Below are 16,929 nucleotides of genomic sequence, written 5' to 3'. Positions count from 1 at the left end.
AATGTAGGGGGTTCACCAGCAGGCTGTTAGGCTCCGCGCATGCGCATCTGCATCCTCGGCGCTACCGGCCTCGTCGGCAGCGAATTGCTCACCCTGATCGCCCGCGCCTGGCCGACCGCCGAGCTCGCCCTCTACGCGAGCCGCGACCAGACCCTCGCGCACGGCGGCGACACCCACGAGGTTCAGGCGGCGAGCTCGCTCGAGCGCGGCGACGCGCCCGGGGGCGACCTCGCCTTCGTCGCCCTCGACGATCAGTACAGCGCCCGCTACTGCCCACGCCTCGTCGAGCTCGGCTATCGGGTCATCGACAAGAGCAACACCTATCGAATGAACCCCGAGGTGCCGCTGGTCGTCGCCGGCGTCAACCACCACCGCGCGACCTCCGCGACCAAGCTCGTCGCCAACCCCAACTGCACGACGATCCCCCTGACCCTCGCCCTTGAGCCGCTGCGCGCGCGCTTCGGGCTCGGCGAGATCACCGTCAGCAGCTACCAGGCGATCTCCGGAGCCGGCCTCGCCCCGCTCTCGCGCTTCGTCGACATGACCGTCGAGGGCTTCACCCGGATGCAGACCGCGGGTGAGCTGTGGGGCGAGCTGCTCGACCCGGCCGAGTACCCCGGCAACGTCGTCCCGCACAGCGGCAAGACCGACGACTCGGGCTTCTCGTCCGAGGAGCGCAAGCTGGTCAACGAGAGCCGCAAGATCCTCGAGCTGCCCGAGCTCGGGATCTCGGCCCAGTGCTGCCGGGTGCCAGTCCCGGCCGGGCACTACGAGAACGTGTGGATCGAGCTCGAGCGCGGCGCTGACGCGGAAGAGATCTCCGAGGCCCTCGCCTCCGGACCCTTCGTCCACTACCACCCCGGGGCCGATGGCGCGGGGCTGACTGCCCTCGCTACCGTCCATCGTCGTGATCACGCGCTCGTCGGACGCCTGCGCAAAGACAACCGTGACACCGACGGCCGCCGCTGGTGCCTGACCGTGGCCGCCGACAACCTGCGCCTCGGAGCGGCGACGAACGCCGTCCGCATCGCGTCAGCGTGGTTCCCGGCCAGCGATCCCCTACTGGGCATCCCGTCCCTTCGTCAGGCCTAGCCGGACGACCCCTCCCCGCGGCCATCCGCGCGATAGGCGTGAGCGCGCAACCGCGCTTTTTGTGCCGATACTGTACGCGTCACCACTAAATTGCGGTATACACCGCACCCGAGTCGTCGCATGAGGACTCGCGTCAAGCATGGATCCAGCGAGCCACGGCATTGCGGTGACTCTGTGTTGCGCAGCGGAGGACGCCGCGGATCTTCGCCCACTCGTCAAGCACCTCAGGCGGGGCGGCGTCTCGGCCACGCTGCTCGAGGGTATTGACGTAGATCCCCACAAACTCGGCCCAGCCCTCGATGAGGAGGCTGGCGCGCGGATATTCGTGATCTGCCTGTCCGAGGCGCTGGGGCCGGCGGAGTTCCGTCGCATCGCCGGGGTTTACAGCGCGCGCAAGGGGCCGCAGCACTACCTCGCCGAGCTCCTCGTCGAGCCCGACGAGATCCTGGCGATGGCGGAGACCGTCAACACCGCGATCGTCAAGGCGAAGGCTGCGAAGGACGATCCTCGCCGCCACGCCCCGGCCGACACGAGCACGAACAAAGACAACAATCGCTTTCGCGACGTCGTCGGCGTGACCGACATCTCCGCGGTCGGCTCTGACGCGGTCTCCAGCCGCGGCTCCCGTGTTCGCCCCAAGCGCGAACCATCCGTCTCCGGCCCCTACGCAACCCCCGCGCGCAAGCAGGGCGAAGACGAGCCGCTCCCGAAGCCCTTTCCCAAGGCCGCCCCCGCGCCCGACGCCGAGCCCGAGTCCGACGAACCCGAGTCCGACGAGCCCGAGTCCGACGACAAGCCGCCCGCCACGCCGATCGTCGCCGCGCCCAGCGAGTCCTCGAACCCGTGGATGCCGGTGGTGCTGTTCTTGATCCTGCTGGCGGTCGCCGGGACGGCGCTGTTGATCTTCATTCAGGATCACGAGGCGACCCCCACGGCCCGGGGTCGCGGCGCCCCCACGGTCGCGCCGCCTCAACCCGCGCTCGACGCGGGCGGGGGTGCCAACCCCGGCGCCGTCGCCGAGCCAGACGAGGGGTCCGCGGCGACCGGGAGCGAAGAGACCGAGACCGAGACCGAGACCGAGACCGAGACCGGCGAGTCGGAGACCGAGACCGAAGGCGGCCAGGACGTCGACGAGGCCGAGGTCATCCGTGAGGCGATCGCCAGCGGCGACATGCGGGCGATCGATCTGATCGTGGTCGCCCGCGCCGAGGGGGTCGAGCCCTGGCGCGACGCGTCGACAAACTGCCGCCTCAAGTCCTTTCGCGGGGTCCGAGGCTGGCGGCTGCCGAGCCTCGACGAGCTCAAGACCTTGCGGGGGGCGCGGATGTTGGAGCGCGAGCGCTTTTGGTCGAGCACCCTGGCCACGAGTGTCGGGAACGGGAACGACCACGTGTACGTGCTCGATCTCGCCGAGCGCTCGATCGAGCCGGTCTCCAAGGATGCGACCGACGTGCGGGTGCTGTGCGTCCGGGCGCTGGCGGTGGATTGACCGGGCATCCTGCGAGCGCCGAGCGACAGCGGCAGGACCGACCGCAGATGTGCCTGGCGGCGTCGACGGCTCAAAAGCTGCCCCTCAGTCGCAAGCCCGCGCGGGTCGAGGTCGCGTCAACCCCGACGCTCAGCGCTCGCGCGGGACGCCTGCGGCCGACCACGGCCAGGTCGAGGGTGAGGGCAACCACACCAACCGCGACACCGACCGCGCCGACTCCGGTAACGATCATGCCGCCAGGGGCGAAGCTTCGAACGTAGGGCCCGTCGGGCGAGCCACTCGGCGGCTCGCCGATGATCAGGACACCCGCGATGATCGCTCCGATCCCGCCGGCCGCCATCGCAGCTCCCGTGACTCCGAGGCCCCCGATCTGCGCTCTCGGGCGAAGAGCTGGCGCTGGGGGGCCGTCGTCGCCTCGGAGCCCGTCGTCCACGGCCGCGCTTTGACCGAGGTCGGACGGCGCCGTCGGGGCCTCCGCCCTCAGCTTCAGATCGATCTCGAGCGGATCGAAATCGTCGTTCGAGGCCTGCACGGGCAAGCGATGGGGCCCGAGCGCGAAGCTCTCTCCCCGCCTCACGTCGCGCTCGTCGGTCACGCCCCGACCCGGGACGCCACGTTCGACCTCGACGCTCTCGAGCCCGCTCGCCGCGAGCGCCTCACGCCGTGCATCGTAGAGTTCGATCAGCGCGACGCTGAAGTCCGCGACGCCCAACACCTCCCCCCCTCCGCTGCGAATCGCGGCATCGAGGACCGCGACCGCGCGCGCGACATCCTCGTCCGCGAGGTAGAGCTCAGCGAGCCTCAGGCGCCCCCGATTGAGGGCAGCCAGAGCACCCTCTTGGCCGGCGCTCGAGCGTGGGTCACCCATGATGTCTGCGGCGAGCTCCGCGAGCTCGCTCAGGCTGTCCTCGCTTGCTCGACCGCCGACCTCACCGGGCCCGCGCTCGGTCTCCAGACCTGCGCCAGCGAGCGAGAGGAGCAGGGCGAGGTATGCAAACATACGCACCATCCTAAAATTTCGTGGTCCAGGAGATCATCGCCTGACGGCTGGCGCCTCTGGCGACGCGCCGCTCGTCGACGCTCAGCGTGACGACCCCGACCGTCAGCACGGTGGCGCCCACGACCAAGGTCGCCGCGCCGACACCCATGGTCTGGAAGTTGTCTTTATGGTCCAGGCCCATCAAGACCGCGCCCGTCGTCGTCAGACCGGTGCCGACGAGGGTCAGGGCGATCTCGCTCCAGCGCGGCAGGAGCCGACCGACAGGCTTCGGGGGCTCCTCGACGACCGCCGGCTGTTTGACGATCGGTGCGAACTCGACCTCATAGGACGCGTCGGGCTCGCTGAGCTCGACCAGCTCGCGGACCGCGGGGCGCTGACCGCTTGGGCTCTCAACCCACACGCGATAGGTCCCACGCAGCAGCGGCGGGAGCTCCGGCCCGACTTCATTCTCGTTCACATAGATCTTGCACGGCAGCTCGCAGCGGACCACCAAGGAGGCGCGGCCCAGCGCTTCGAGGGCCGCGAGGCGCTCGGCGTAGAGATCCTCGAGGCTCGGCCCGAAGTCTGCCGCCGGGAGCGTCTCGCCCATCGCCTCGCGCAGGGCCTCGTCCATCACCTCGGCCGCGAGCTCGGGCTCCTCGGCGAGCAAGTGCGCGCGCGCGAGGTTGAGGCGCGCGTACTGACGGAGCTCGCGGGCCTCCTCGTCAGCCGCGAGCTCCGGACCAAACTCCTGCAGCGCGGAGATGGCCTCAGTGAGCGCCTCCGCCGCAGCCACCGGGTCGCGGTTGGCTTCGCTGTCGGCCTCGCCAAGCCGCTCGACCGCGGCGTCGAACTCGGGCTGCTCGAGCGCGGGCGCGGGCGCCTCCGTGGCCTCGCCTTCAGTGGTCTCGGGTGTCGGAGCTGCGGTGGAAGCGAACAAGAGGGGGATGATCGTGAGTAGCGGGAGCATCGCGGATCCTGTCATTGAGTTCGGGAGCGTAGCCCTGAGCGCGATCGGGCCGGTGACGCCCCTCCCCGCGCGACTCGGTTCTCGTCGACGATCAGCAGCACGCCACCGATCGTGAAGCTCAGCCCGCCAGCGCCGATGACAGCCGCGCCCTCGATGTCGAAGTCGCGGCCTGAGAGCAACCACCCTCCGACGCCAGCGAGCCCGACGCCGAGCGCAACCATGGCGATCTCCGCCCCGCGCGGCAGCATCCGTCGCATCTCCCGTTGCTCTGGCGGTGAGCGATCGACCCCGCCGTAGGGCCGGGGCGCGGGTGGCTGATAGTGGATCTCGACGACCTCGCCCGCGCTCCTGAGCATGACAGGTTCACGCAAGGGCGGTCGCACCCCGCTCGCGTCCGTGACCCACACGCGGTAGGGGCCGAGGTAGAGCGGACCCGACAACAGCGGGGTCTCGCGCTCATCGACGTAGACGCGACACGGGATCGAGCAGCGGACTCGCAGGCGCGCTCGCCCGGCCAGCTCGAGGGCGGCGAGGCGCTCGTGGTAGAGGTCCTCGAGGGTTGGGCCCATGACCGCTGCAGCGAGCTCCTGGCCGTGCGCGGTCCGGATGGCCTCGTCGATGACCGCGCTTGCGAGCTCGGGCCTGTCTGCGAGCAGGTATGAGCGCGCGAGGTTGAGCTGGGCGAGGCTCTGGAGGGCCTGGGTCTCGGGGTCGCTCGCGACGCTGGCGGGGAACAGGGTGAGGTTTGTGAGCGCGGTGAGGAGTTCGTCGCTCTTGCGCTCGGGGTCGACGCTGAGGGCTGCGTCGGCCTTCGTTAGATTGTTGACTGCGATCGCGTAGGGCGACTCGGGCTGCGGGGCTGAGGTGGTGAGGATGAGGCTGAGCAGGAGAATTGATGCGGTCATCATGGGTTTCCAGACGTCACGTCAAAATCTGCACATTCGGGCACACTCAACCTGAGACTGCTGCATTCTCCCCATCATCACTGTTGCCGTCGTCGCATTTCCCGACCCCGCCGAACACCTCTTGCTCGCCAAGCGGCGGCGTCTGCTCCATACATTTTTCGTCTGCACATACGTATCATCGCAAAAACGCGAGCAGACACACGCTCAGGACGGCATCGGACCATCGTCACACCCTGTGCCATCGCCTGACTCAGATCCACCAGACATCGTCCCCGTACTTTCGCCACTGCACTCGTCGTCGCGCTCCTCGTCGCACTCGTCGCCGCATTCATCTCCGTCTCCGTCTCCATCCCCGTCACCGTCACCGTCATCGTCACCGTTCCCGTCACCGCCCCTATCCCCCTCACCATTCCCGACTCCATCGCCATACCCATCACCATCCCCAACACCATCACCGTCCCCACCCCCAGCCCCACCCCCGTCTCCGTCCCCATCCCCCCCGTCCGCGACGCCACACTCGCCGACCACCGCAGCAGACTGCCCGTCGCCGCAGGGGCTATGACATTCCGCATCATAGGGCTTGAACCCCACGCACCCGTCCTCGAACGGGGACGCGATTCTGCACGGGTCACCATCCCTCGAACAATATGGCCGCTCATCACCATACCGCTCCTCACAGGTCCTGTCCCCCTCGTTCCACCAACAGTGATCGAGGTCCTTCCCATAGTCCCAAAGCCCGCCGCATGCCACCAGACCAAGGCCGGCCACCAGGCCCGAAAGCCCAACAATTACAAATCGCCCACAGCTCTTCGTGTTCATCTCAAAAGCTCCCTGTCATCCACAGCCCCGCGCTGGACGGGGACACTTCAATCGAGAGGTCAAACCGCCGCTGTCGGCGGCGCTCGAGGACCTCGACGTCAACCACGAGACACACAGCACCCAACACCGCCACGCCCGCGCCGCCCCCGACCAAGGACATGCCGACGAGGCGGGGATCCAGGCCGTGATGAGAGTACAACGACGTATCATCGGTGCCGAGGTCAATCAGCAGGCCACCAGCTCCAGCCGAAGCGAGACCGCCCACGATCGCGGCGACGCTCGTGAGTCCGAGCGGCCCGAGCTTGAGGCCCCGACGTCGCCCGCGCTGCGCTGGCGCTGGCGAAGGCTCGGGCTCCAGCTCGAGTATCGGCGGTGGCGCCAGTTTCGACTCCGGCTCCGGCTCCGGCAGGCGCGAGACGAGCGAGGACACGAGGGCCAGCGTCTCGTCCACGACACCGAGCTCCGTGCAGGCCAAGCAGGTCCGCCAATCGGCCAGGCTCTCCCCGGCCTGCGCCTCATTCATGGTTATCTTGACGCTGATCAAATACTCCCGCAGGTCGGGGTCCGGCAGGTCCACCCGAAGTTCGAGGAGCGCCACCTCATCTTCGGTCACGATTGAGAGGCCTTTTCGCCGCAACACCTTCGGCATCTGGTCACTGAGCGCCCGGCCGATCCGCCCGGCGACCGGCACGTCGAGGATGCCCACGTCGACGGCCAGGGTGACCGGGGTCCCTTCCACGTCTGAGGGCGACCCGGGCGGCGGTGGCGGTGGTTCCGCTGGCGGTGGCGGTGACGGTGACGGTGACGGACGCTCGGCTCGCGCCAGCCCCCCCATCATGAGTGACGCGACCAACACCACCCCACGTTCAGACCACTTCATCGTTGCGCCAGCGTGCATCGTTTTGTCAGTGTCACGATTGTGGGGTCCCTGGAACCTTTGCCGGTCCTCACACACTCGCGGTGGTCACCAGTCTCGAATAGCGCATTCATGCGCATGCGCATGACCACCCTCGCGTCAGACCAGCACCGCCACCTGCGAGTGAGCGCCTCCACACGGTCCCAGTCTCCGGCAGTGTACGCTTGTTGGGCGCTCCGGCGGGTCGCCAGGCAAGGCCGAGTCTCTGACGCCGAGACCTCGCTCGTCGCGGACTTCGCCTCGCTTGTCTTTGCCCCAAGCTCCTCACTCGCCGCTGCCAGGGTCGAATCGAGCGGCTCCTCGAACAGCTCCACAGCTCGCGCTGGCGCCTCGACCTCCTCACCCCTGGCCAGATCTGACGGGGGCGCTTGGCTCGCAGCCCGGGGTGCAATGCCTCGCGCCGCCTCGCTTGGCCTTTTCGCCGAGAGCTTTGTCGCCAAAACTTGCAGTACGCCCGGTACAGCAGCGTTTTGGCTTCGCGCCCTCGGCAAAAATTCCGGCGCGAGGCGACACGATGCATTGCCCCCCGGGCTGCTAGCAACCCGGGGCAAAGACTCGGTGGCCCCGGCTCCGGTCGCGCTTGGCTCGTCCTCGACTTCGAGCTCGGCCTGGGGCCACAGCGCGATCACGAGACCAAGCAGCACCAGGACCATCGCCAGCACCCCTGGGACCACCAACCACGGCCGCCAGCTTCGCTCGATGCCGCCCCCTGCTTGGGACTCGACATCTCCATCTTCCCCGCCTTGTTCGTGCTCGAGCAGGATCTTCGCCGTCGGAGCTTCGTCCTCGATGAGCTCCGGCGCGGCGGCGACCTCGGCCTGCGCAGGCGCCCACCCCAACGGACCGACCCGGGCGACAGGAACGTCCGCGGCCGCCGCGTCGTCCACGGCCGGGGTCGAAGGCGGGCCCGAATCGTGTGACGCCGGGCAGTCACAAAGAGCGGTCGACGCTCCCCTTTGTTCGAGCGCTCGCGGCTCCACGCAACCGACGATCGTGAGCGACGCCGCGTTGCCGCTCCCGATCATCCCCGGGGGGGTCCCCGCATCACCAAAGCCGACGAAGTCCTCGGGCCTCACCACATATACACGCGGACCGACGGTCGCGCGCATCAGCTCGATCTCGGCGAGCGTGAACGACTGCGTGGAGTCGTCCTCGCCGGAGGCGCTGAACATGGAGAGGAGTTGCGTCATGCTGGCGCCACGGCTCGTGAGGCTCAGTCGCCGTGTTGCCCGTCGCGTTCGGGGGGGGGTCCAAACAAACAAGCGAACACTCGGCGCGGGCTCACGACTATGGCCACGAACGAAGCCCTCGGCATGAACAAACCCAACAGGCAGCTGGGCGCCTACACCCTCACCCATCAGATCGGCGCGGGCGGGATGGCTGAAGTATGGATGGCCGAACGCACGCGGATGGGCGCGCGCAAGACCGTGGCCATCAAGCTACTGAACGCGGTGTCCCGCACGAAGGAAGACTATCGACAGATGTTCCTGTCCGAGGCGCGGCTGTCGATGCTGCTCAACCACTCGTCGATCGTGCACGTGTTTGACGTCGACGAGTGTGACGGCGAGTGCTTCATGGCCATGGAGTGGGTCGACGGCATCAACCTCGCCCAGCTCAACGCGACCCTGAGAGCGCGCCACGAACGCCTGCCGCTCCACGTCGCGACCTACATCGTCGGTGAGCTGCTCCGCGCCCTCGACCATGCCCACAATCTCCGGGTCGAGGACTCGGCCTCGATCGTGCATCGAGACGTGTCACCGCAAAATGTGATGCTCTCGGTCGCGGGCGAGGTCAAGCTGATGGACTTCGGCGTCGCGAGGTTCTCGACCGAAGACACGGCCGGGGCCCACGTCAAGGGCAAGCTCCGCTACATGCCGCCCGAGCAGCTCCAGGGCAATTCGCGCGACCCCACCGTTGATCTGTTCGCAACCGGGGCCGTGCTCCACGAGCTCCTCGAGGGTCGGCGCTTCCGCGACACCGACGACGACGTGGCCTTGCTGTCGATGATTCTGGCGGGAGAGATCCCGCCGCTGGCCCAGTCGACTGGCGTCCCGGCCGAGATCGAGCAGGTCTTGTACGGACTCCTCATGCCCGATCCCCGCCAGCGCATCGGCAGCGCTCGGTCGGCGCTGCGCATGTTGACGCAGTGGAGCGGCTACCAAAACGCGGCGATTGAGCTCGAAGACTACGTCATGCGTTTTCGTGACCTGTGTCCGCCGACCGAGGCCTTCTCGATCGGGAGCAGCGTCCAGCCCGTCCGCGCCGCTCAATCGACATCATCGAGCTGGAGCTCGGGTAGCCGCAAGTGGTGGCGTGGAGTCAACGCGTCGACATCGGCGACCTTCGGGCGGCTCGACGACGAGGCGGTCGACACCACTGGCGTGAGCTCGCTGCGCCGGGGGTCGGCGCGAAGCCGCTTCAACCGCGTCGCGGCTCCAATCGTGGCCGCCTTTGGGATGCTCATCGGCACGTCGAGCGTCGGGGTCGCCATTCGGGACGCGGCTGACGCAAAGGAGCGCGTGGGTCCCCGCTTCTGGGCCGTGCAGCTCCCGCCCGCCGAAGTAGTCGAAGCCCCGCCAGCGCCGCCCCCCGAGCCCGAGCCCGAGCCCGAACCCGAGCCCGAACCCGAGCCCGAGCCCGAGCCCGAGCCCGAGCCCGAGCCCGAGCCCGAGCCGCAACCTGAGCTTGACTCTGACCTCGAACTCGAGCCGGAACCCGAACTCGAGCCCGAGCCCGAACTCGAGCCCGAGCCCGAGCCCGAGCCGAAGCCCGAGCCGAAGGTCAAAGAACGCGTGAGGGTCAAGTTGTTCGCTGGCAACTTCCGATCGCTCTACGTCAAGATCGGCGGCCGACGGCTGATACTTCAGCCCAATCAAACGGTCCGCTTGCCTGTGGGGACTCACACCATTCGGATCCGAACGCAGCCTTCTCTCCCGTGGCGGCGAATCGGCCGCGCAACCTTCGCGCCTGGCGTGAAATATGAGATCTTGATGACCAAACCCGGGAAGTTTGAGCTCAGCGAGATCCGCTAACCCGCATGATTTTCGCAACGTTCACAACAATCATGATCCTCGGATTTGGGATCACGGCGGCGGTGGTGTTGTTTGCGATCGCTTGGTGGCTGTGGGCCTACGATCCGAGCTGGCCGTGGACCGTCCGACCAAGCGAGCGCGAGCGCGCCCAGCCCCATGAGTCAATCGTTGGCCTCCAGCCCGAACCACGAGCCAAGACTCGGCCGAGCTTCATCGCGCCCGGGGTGAGCGTCTCGCCCACGCCGACGAGCGCCGATGCGTCGGCACAGCGGCCGGACCAGCTCGACGAGATGTCGACTCGATTCTTCCTCAAAAAAACCATCCCGCCGGACCGCACTCAGCTGCTCCCCGATACACAGATCCCAGCCGACGCGGGCCGCGACGAGGACGCTCCGACCGCCCACGAGGATCAGCTGCGCACCAACCCCGTGCCCCGTGCATCCCAAGGTCGTCCCTTGCCACAACCGCCACGAAGCTGAGCGGCCCCTGGAGTCGTCGTGAGCAGCGCGAGCATCGTCGTTCTCATTGGTGCAGCGCTCGCGCTCATTTTTGCGGCCGCGCTGCTGCTGTGGCGACGTCGGCGAGGCGTGCCCGCCGTCAAGCGCGGGACTCGACGCTGGACCAACGAGCGCACGATGTACGCGGCGACCTACGAGCAGCTCGGCCTCACGCCGCCGGAGCCTCCGCCCCCAACCGAGGACGCGACGGCCTGCCTTGGGTTCGAGGAGCTCGGGCTCGACCTCGCGCCGCCGGTCGACGCGACGACGCTGGTCAAGATGGACACGCTGCTGCCAGCGCCGCCGGCCGAGGCCCCCGCGCCGCTGATGTCGAGCGACCTGACCTTTCACTTCGAGGTCGCGGTCAATGCTTATGCACAGTGGCGACGCGCGATGGCGGGACCCCGCGACCTCGTGGCGATCGCGGCCGGGCCCGAGCGCGGGTGGAGTGACGCGATGATGATGCTCGTCGCCCAATTCACGGCCGCCGACAGCGCGCCGCTGCTCGCGTGCGTCCGCGATCCGCCCTCACCCGAGGCCCGAGTCGTGGCCGCGCTCGCGCTGCTCGAGCACCGCGAGACCGAGACCCTGACCTTGCTCAGTGAGCTCCTGCCCGAGGCCGACTTCGAGCGCTCCGAGGTTCTCGACGCGCTCGCGCTGTGGCGCGGGCCGACGGCCGACGCGACCTTGCGCAGCGCCGCCATCGCGCAGTTCTCCTGGCGCGCGTGCGCGTGGGCGCGACTGCTTGTTCGCCGTGGGCTGGATCCCGGCGGCGAGCTCCTGACCCGCTACCTCGATTCGCTCGATCCTGCGCTGGTGTGTGCGGGCTTCGAGCTGCTGGCGGTCGACCCCGAGCGTCAGTATCGCTTCTCGGCGATCGTCGCGCGGATTCACGAGGCCGACCCGAGGGTCCACGACGCCGCGATCACGGCGGGGCTGCGCATCGACATGGACATCGCGTGGGCCCAGTGTCAGGACCTGGCGATGGCCCCCGACCGCCCGCGGCTGTCCGAGCTCGCGGCCTCGCTCGCGACGCTCGAAGGTCAGCGTCGGCTGATCGCCTGGGCCCGCGACGACGCCGCGCCACCGCATGCGCTGTGGTGCGCGGCGCTCACCGGTCGAGCCGAGGCGATCGAGCTCGCGCTCGCGCGCCTCGACACCCACCCAAAGCTCGCCCGCGCATGCCTCACCCACCTGTGCGCCAACCCCGACGCCGACCTCGACTGGTGGCAGCAAGCCAGCGCCCGGTTCTGGACCGACGGCCGCTGGCTCGCGGGCGGCAACTTCGACGCTGAGGGCGTGCGCCTCGGGATCGCTGCCCTCGGCGCCCGACATCGCGCGGCCCTGGCCCGGGAGCTCGGGATCCGGGCGCCGCAGCTGCCCGCGCTGCGCCTCGACGGCTTCGCCCACGAGCTCACGACCGAGCTCGACGCGGCCGGGCTCGCGGCGATCGACTTCGAGCGCGGGTTCCCGTGGTCTTCAACCTGATCATCGAGAGGCCAGCCGATGTCCCACGCCCTTCGTCGCGCGCTCTACATCGAGGACCTCGAGATCTGTGCCGCGCTCTATCAGCGTCGGCGCGAGCACCTCGAGCGACCCGAGACCAGGCTCAGTGACCTCGCCGAGCTCGAAGATCGCATCGACGCCCACGTCGACGCCCTCGCTCGCGGGCGTGAGCTCGCCGCCGAGGTCTGCGTCGAGGCTGTCGACTCGGGCGACGCTGGCCGGGTCCACGCGGCCACCCGAGCGCTCTGCCGGGGCTCGGACACTTCGGTCCTCACGCGCTTCGACGCTCGCGTCCGCGAAGACCCGAGCGTCGGCCCAGCGCTGGAGTCGGCCCTCGCGTTGGAGCTGACGGACGCCTGGGCGAGGCAGCTCGAACTCTCGCTCGAGTCGGCCACGCTCGGCCCGATCCTCGCGCGGGCGCTCGGCTGTCGACGGATCACCGCGCTCGGCGACGCGCTCACGCGCTTCGTGCTCGAGCGCAAGACCGAGGTCGACCCCGCCTTCGTCTGGGCCCTCGGTGAGCTCCGCCATCGACCCGCGCTCGAGCTGCTGCAGGTGCTCCTCGGCCGCGCCAAGCGGCCGACGCTGTGGAGCACGATCGCCGTCGCCTGCCTCAAGCTCAAAGACCCCCGAGTCGCGCGCTTGCTCGAGAAGTCGGACGCGGTCACTCGCTGGTCGCCGCTGGGGCAGGCCCTGGCCTTCGAGGTCCCGGGCAGCTGGCTGCTCGCGGAGCTCGAGCGAGAACCGAGCACGGAGCTGGTCACGGCCGTCGCCCTGCGTGGGGCGTCGTCGAGCTTTGGGCCCTTGATCGAGCTGCTCGGCGAGCGCGAGCTCGGAGCGCTGGTCGCGGGCGCGCTGTTCCTGATCACCGGTGCGCCGCTGCTCGAGGCCCAAGACACGAGCACCCCGGCGAGCGGGTCGCGGCTGTGTCGGGACCCCGACCTGTGGCGTGAATGGTTTGACGAGCACGCCCGCGAGTGGCCGAGCGGCCAACGCCGACGCTTTGGCGCGCTCGTGGACATGCCGATCTCCATCGCCGCGGCGCTGTGCTGTGCCGTGCCGATCACCTTGCGCGAGGCCCTGTTCGACGAGCTCGCCCTGCGCTTCGACGAGGATCCGGGGCTGCGGCCCGACGGACCCGCGCGGATCATGCTCGAGGAGCTCAAGCCTCGCGCCGCCCGGGCGCCCGTGTTCGACGCCCGCAGCCCGACCAAGCTGAGCGGACCGCTGAGCGGGCGCTTCAAGCTGCGCGCCGCCCCTCGCTCGCGGGATTAGCCCAGCGAGGGGCCTTTTTGAACGGCCCCTCGAGTACGAGCCGACAGGCGAGCGTTTGGGGTGAGCGGAGGGGGCTTTGCCGCCGCAGCGAGGGGCCTTTTTGAACGGCTCCTCGAGTACGAGCCGACAGGCGAGCGTTTGGGGGTGAGCGGAGGGGGCTTTGCCGCCGCAGCGAGGGGCCTTTTTGAACGGCTCCTCGAGTACGAGCCGACAGGCGAGCGTTTGGGGTGAGCGGAGGGGGCTTTGCCGCCGCAGCGAGGGGCCTTTTTGAAAGGCCCCTTGAAGACTAGAAACGCACGGCCCAGCTGAGCGTGGCCTGGTGCCCGCGCGCGTGAGAGGCTCGGTACGCGTCCACGCCCAAGCTGACCACGCCGCTGGCCAGGGCGGCCCCGCCGATGCCCAAGACGACCGCGCCGCCGACCATGCCACCGACTTTCTCGCTCTTGTTGCCGACGCCGATCGCGGCGCCACCGGCCGCCATCACGGCTGCCCCGGCCGCCAACAAGGTGAGGCTCGCCCAGCGCGGGATGATGCGCGGAGGCTTCGTCGACGGCTCGGTCGGAGCCGCCACGGGGAGCTCGAGCGCAGAAAAGACGAGCTCGTAGGTCTGATCCGCCTGCGTGAGCGCGAGCTCCTCACGCAGAGTTTCGCGCGTGCCCGCGACGTCCTCGACCCAGACCCGGTAGCGCCCGAGCAGCAGCGGCGGTGGGTCTTGGCCGACCTCGCGTTCGTCGACGTAGACTCGGCATGGGGCGTCGCAAGTGACGACCAAGCTCGCGCGTCCCTCAGCCGCGAGGGCGACGAGGCGGTCCTGGTAGAGCTCCGCGAGGCTCGGACCCAGCTTGTCTGCGGGCAGCTGCGCGCCCATGGCCTCGCGGATCGCCTCATCCATGACCGCTGCGGCGCGCTCTGGCTGACCGTCGAGCAGGTGCGCGCGGGCGAGGTTGAGGCGGGCGAACTGGCGCAGCGCGAGGCTCTGTGGGTCTTGGGCGAGCTCGGGGGTGAAGCTGTTCAGGGATTCGATGGCCGCCGTGAGCGCCGCGACGGAGTTGATGGGGTCGCGGTTTGCGTCTTCGTCGGTTTTTCTCAGGTTCTCGACCGTGGCGTGGTAGTCGCGCTCGATGACGGGTGGGGGTGGGATCTGGGTGAATGTGAGGAAGATTGAGATGAGGTTGAGCATTAGGGGACCTGGTCTGCGCCGGGGTAGCCGCCGAACTCGGGGATGGGGTCGCCGTCGATGTCGCAGAGGGGGTCGCCGTCCGCGCGGTTCACGAGGTGGTCTTCGGGAGGTGGCGCGCCGACTGCATGCAGGTCTTGCATGCCGTAGTTGGCGAACCATTCGGGGAAGCCCATGTCCAAGCCCTCGGTGACCCACACACCCGGGCTCAGCTGTGGCTGACACCACCCCCACTCCGTTGACGGCGTCGTGGAGTAGGCAATCGACCGAATCAAGTCGATCTCGGAAGACCACGAGCCGCACGACCACGCGACTCCCTGCCAGCCCCCGCCCACGGTCGTGTAGCGGGTTTCGACCATCGCATATTCCGACGTCTTCACACCGCCCTTCGTGCCCCACAAGAAAGAACTCGAGACCTTCACCTCGGATGCATCGTGCACCTCTATTCCATACCCATTTTTCCTCGACCTCAGCAGGCTCCGATAGACGTACAAGCGCGAGCCGTCGTCTTTGACATTAACAGCGTCGCCTGCCACCTCAACACTGGAATTCGTAACAGTCATCCTAACCAGGTAAACTTCGGCTCCGTCTCTGACACGCAGCGTGGCGTCGACGTTCGCACTCGACAACTCCGCCCGAGCGTTCAGGTCACCGCCTGCAATTATGGTCTTCTTACCGCTGCCGACGGTGACTGACCCCTCAATGGAACTGCTCGCCATCACAATGAGCGTCGGATTGACCTCGTCCTCGGGAACTGCCGACACCGCATCTTCAATCGTCGTATAATATGGCGGCTCCAACTGAACATCACTCACGTACAACGTGTCGGCCAACTCCACACAACCGCCGCTGTGACCCAGGTAGAAGAAGCCATCTTCGCATGGGGGGTCGCACGGCATCTCTTCATCCACAGCCACATCCCCATCCCCGCTCTCGCCCTCATCCTCATCCTCATCCTCATCCTCATCCTCATCCTCATCCTCATCCTCATCCTCATCCTCATCCTCACTGGCGCCGGCGTCACACGCATCTTCCAGGATTGACGCACCATCGCCACAGGGGCTGTAGCACGCTTGCTCCTCCGGCAGCATTGCAACGCAGCCGTAGGGCGACGCCGCCCCCGGATCCCCGCACGAGGCATCGATGCAATACGGCAGGCTTCCGTCCGGGAACTGCTGCGCACACGTCTTGTCGCCCTGCGCGTTCCAGCAATACTGATCATTGGGTATCCACTCAACACAGGACACTCCTGCCACACCCGCCGTGAGCGCGGCCAGCAATCCCATGACCCTCGCTTGGGCAGAGCGTACAGGTTGCGAGTGACTGAGAAATTGAACTATCACAGGACCTGGTCTGCGCCGGGGTAGCCGCCGAACTCGGGGATGGGGTCGCCGTCGATGTCGCAGAGGGGGTCGCCGTCCGCGCGGTCCACGAGGTGGTCTTCGGGAGGTGGCGCGCCGACTGCATGCAGGTCTTGCATGCCGTAGTTGGCGAACCATTCGGGGAAGCCCATGTCCAAGCCCTCGGTGACCCACAGACCCGGGCTCAACTGTGGCTGACACCACCCCCACCCCGTTGACGGCGTCGTGGAGTAGGCAATCGACCGAATCAAGTCGATCTCGGGAGACCACGAGCCGCACGACCACGCGACCCCATCGCCCCCCCCAGCCACGGTCGAGTAGCGGGTCTCGATAGCCGCGGTTTCCGACGCCCGCACACCGCCCTTCGCGCCCCACAAGAAGGAACTCCAGACCTTCACCTCGGATGCATCGTGCGCCTCTATTCCATATCCTTCCTCCCTCGACCTCAGAAGGCTCTTATCTACGTACAAGCGCGAGGCATAATCCTTGATATTAACGGCGTCGCCACCACCATCGCCATCATTACCGCGATTCGTAACAGTCACCCTGACCAAGTGGACTTCGGCGCCCTGCCTGACACGCAGCGTGGCGCCAGCGTCCGAACTCGACAACTCCGCTCGAGCGCGCACGTTACCGCCTGCAATTATGACCTTCTTACCGCTGCCGATGGTAGCAGACCCTTCAATGTAGCTGTTCGTCACCAGAATAAGCGTCGGGCTGCCCTCGCCCTCAGGAACTTCCGACACCGCACTTTTAATCGTCGTATAATATGGCGCCCCCATCTCAACATCACTCACATACAACGTGTCGGCCAATTTCACACAACCGCTACTGTGGGCCAGATAGAAGAAGCCATCTTCGCATGGGGGTTCGCACGGCATCTCTTCATCCCCATCCCCACCCCCATCCTC

General features: G+C 67.9%; 14 protein-coding genes. 7 read left to right on the top strand and 7 right to left on the bottom strand.

Going from position 1 to position 16,929, the window contains the following annotated elements:
* The first annotated feature begins 39 nt into the window (after positions 1-39).
* Together ENSA5_RS12060 and ENSA5_RS12055 are read left to right on the top strand one after the other, a co-directional pair.
* A complete protein-coding gene (locus ENSA5_RS12060) occupies positions 40-1,092 on the top strand; it encodes an aspartate-semialdehyde dehydrogenase (RefSeq protein WP_106391797.1) in 1,053 nt (350 codons plus the stop codon).
* 139 nt (positions 1,093-1,231) lie between these two features.
* Positions 1,232-2,581, top strand: coding sequence for a hypothetical protein (locus ENSA5_RS12055; RefSeq protein WP_181197673.1), 1,350 nt, complete (start codon positions 1,232-1,234; stop codon positions 2,579-2,581).
* A gap of 70 nt (positions 2,582-2,651) precedes the next feature.
* On the opposite strand, the gene ENSA5_RS12050 is transcribed toward ENSA5_RS12055, so the two are convergent.
* The 4 genes from ENSA5_RS12050 to ENSA5_RS12030 form a co-directional block, all read right to left on the bottom strand.
* Positions 2,652-3,581, bottom strand: a complete 930-nt coding sequence (locus ENSA5_RS12050) for a hypothetical protein (protein WP_106391795.1) — start codon at positions 3,579-3,581, stop codon at positions 2,652-2,654.
* 10 nt (positions 3,582-3,591) lie between these two features.
* The gene (locus tag ENSA5_RS12045; protein ID WP_106391794.1) at positions 3,592-4,530 is read right to left on the bottom strand and encodes a hypothetical protein; all 939 of its coding nucleotides are present in this window, start codon (positions 4,528-4,530) and stop codon (positions 3,592-3,594) included.
* 11 nt (positions 4,531-4,541) lie between these two features.
* On the bottom strand, positions 4,542-5,438 hold the full coding sequence (locus tag ENSA5_RS12040) for a hypothetical protein (protein WP_106391793.1): 897 nt from the start codon (positions 5,436-5,438) through the stop codon (positions 4,542-4,544).
* An 817-nt stretch (positions 5,439-6,255) separates the two neighbouring features.
* Positions 6,256-6,993, bottom strand: coding sequence for a hypothetical protein (locus tag ENSA5_RS12030; protein ID WP_106391792.1), 738 nt, complete (start codon positions 6,991-6,993; stop codon positions 6,256-6,258).
* An 890-nt stretch (positions 6,994-7,883) separates the two neighbouring features.
* On the opposite strand from ENSA5_RS12030, the gene ENSA5_RS35855 reads away from it, so the two are divergent.
* From ENSA5_RS35855 to ENSA5_RS12005, 5 genes are all read left to right on the top strand, one after another.
* Positions 7,884-8,090 (top strand): hypothetical protein, encoded by a 207-nt coding sequence (locus tag ENSA5_RS35855; RefSeq protein ID WP_146155606.1) that lies wholly within the window; start codon positions 7,884-7,886, stop codon positions 8,088-8,090.
* A 393-nt stretch (positions 8,091-8,483) separates the two neighbouring features.
* Entirely contained in the window at positions 8,484-10,202 is a 1,719-nt protein-coding gene (locus ENSA5_RS12020) for a serine/threonine-protein kinase (RefSeq protein ID WP_181197672.1), read from the top strand.
* 32 nt (positions 10,203-10,234) lie between these two features.
* Positions 10,235-10,681, top strand: coding sequence for a hypothetical protein (locus ENSA5_RS12015; protein ID WP_106391789.1), 447 nt, complete (start codon positions 10,235-10,237; stop codon positions 10,679-10,681).
* A gap of 18 nt (positions 10,682-10,699) precedes the next feature.
* Positions 10,700-12,187 (top strand): hypothetical protein, encoded by a 1,488-nt coding sequence (locus ENSA5_RS12010; protein ID WP_106391788.1) that lies wholly within the window; start codon positions 10,700-10,702, stop codon positions 12,185-12,187.
* A gap of 18 nt (positions 12,188-12,205) precedes the next feature.
* Positions 12,206-13,480 carry a hypothetical protein gene (locus ENSA5_RS12005; RefSeq protein ID WP_106391787.1) on the top strand — a complete coding sequence of 425 codons (1,275 nt, stop codon included), beginning with the start codon at positions 12,206-12,208 and terminating at the stop codon, positions 13,478-13,480.
* Positions 13,481-13,766: 286 nt separating this feature from the next.
* Here ENSA5_RS12005 and ENSA5_RS12000 read toward each other — a convergent pair whose 3' ends face one another.
* The 3 genes from ENSA5_RS12000 to ENSA5_RS35850 all read right to left on the bottom strand — a co-directional run.
* Positions 13,767-14,660 (bottom strand): hypothetical protein, encoded by an 894-nt coding sequence (locus tag ENSA5_RS12000; RefSeq protein ID WP_106391786.1) that lies wholly within the window; start codon positions 14,658-14,660, stop codon positions 13,767-13,769.
* Complete coding sequence (locus ENSA5_RS37525; protein WP_181197671.1) at positions 14,660-15,943, bottom strand: hypothetical protein; 1,284 nt, start codon at positions 15,941-15,943, stop codon at positions 14,660-14,662. The genes ENSA5_RS12000 and ENSA5_RS37525 overlap by 1 nt, the downstream gene beginning before the upstream one ends.
* 53 nt (positions 15,944-15,996) lie before the next feature.
* A partial coding sequence (locus ENSA5_RS35850) for a hypothetical protein (protein WP_219906775.1) occupies positions 15,997-16,929 on the bottom strand: 933 nt, incomplete at its 5' end.

The sequence above is a fragment of the Enhygromyxa salina genome (assembly GCF_002994615.1).
Classification (GTDB): Bacteria; Myxococcota_A; Polyangia; order Nannocystales; family Nannocystaceae; genus Plesiocystis; species Plesiocystis salina_A.
The sequence above is the reverse complement of the archived record's forward strand: the minus strand, read 5'-3'. Positions and strand labels throughout refer to the sequence as shown.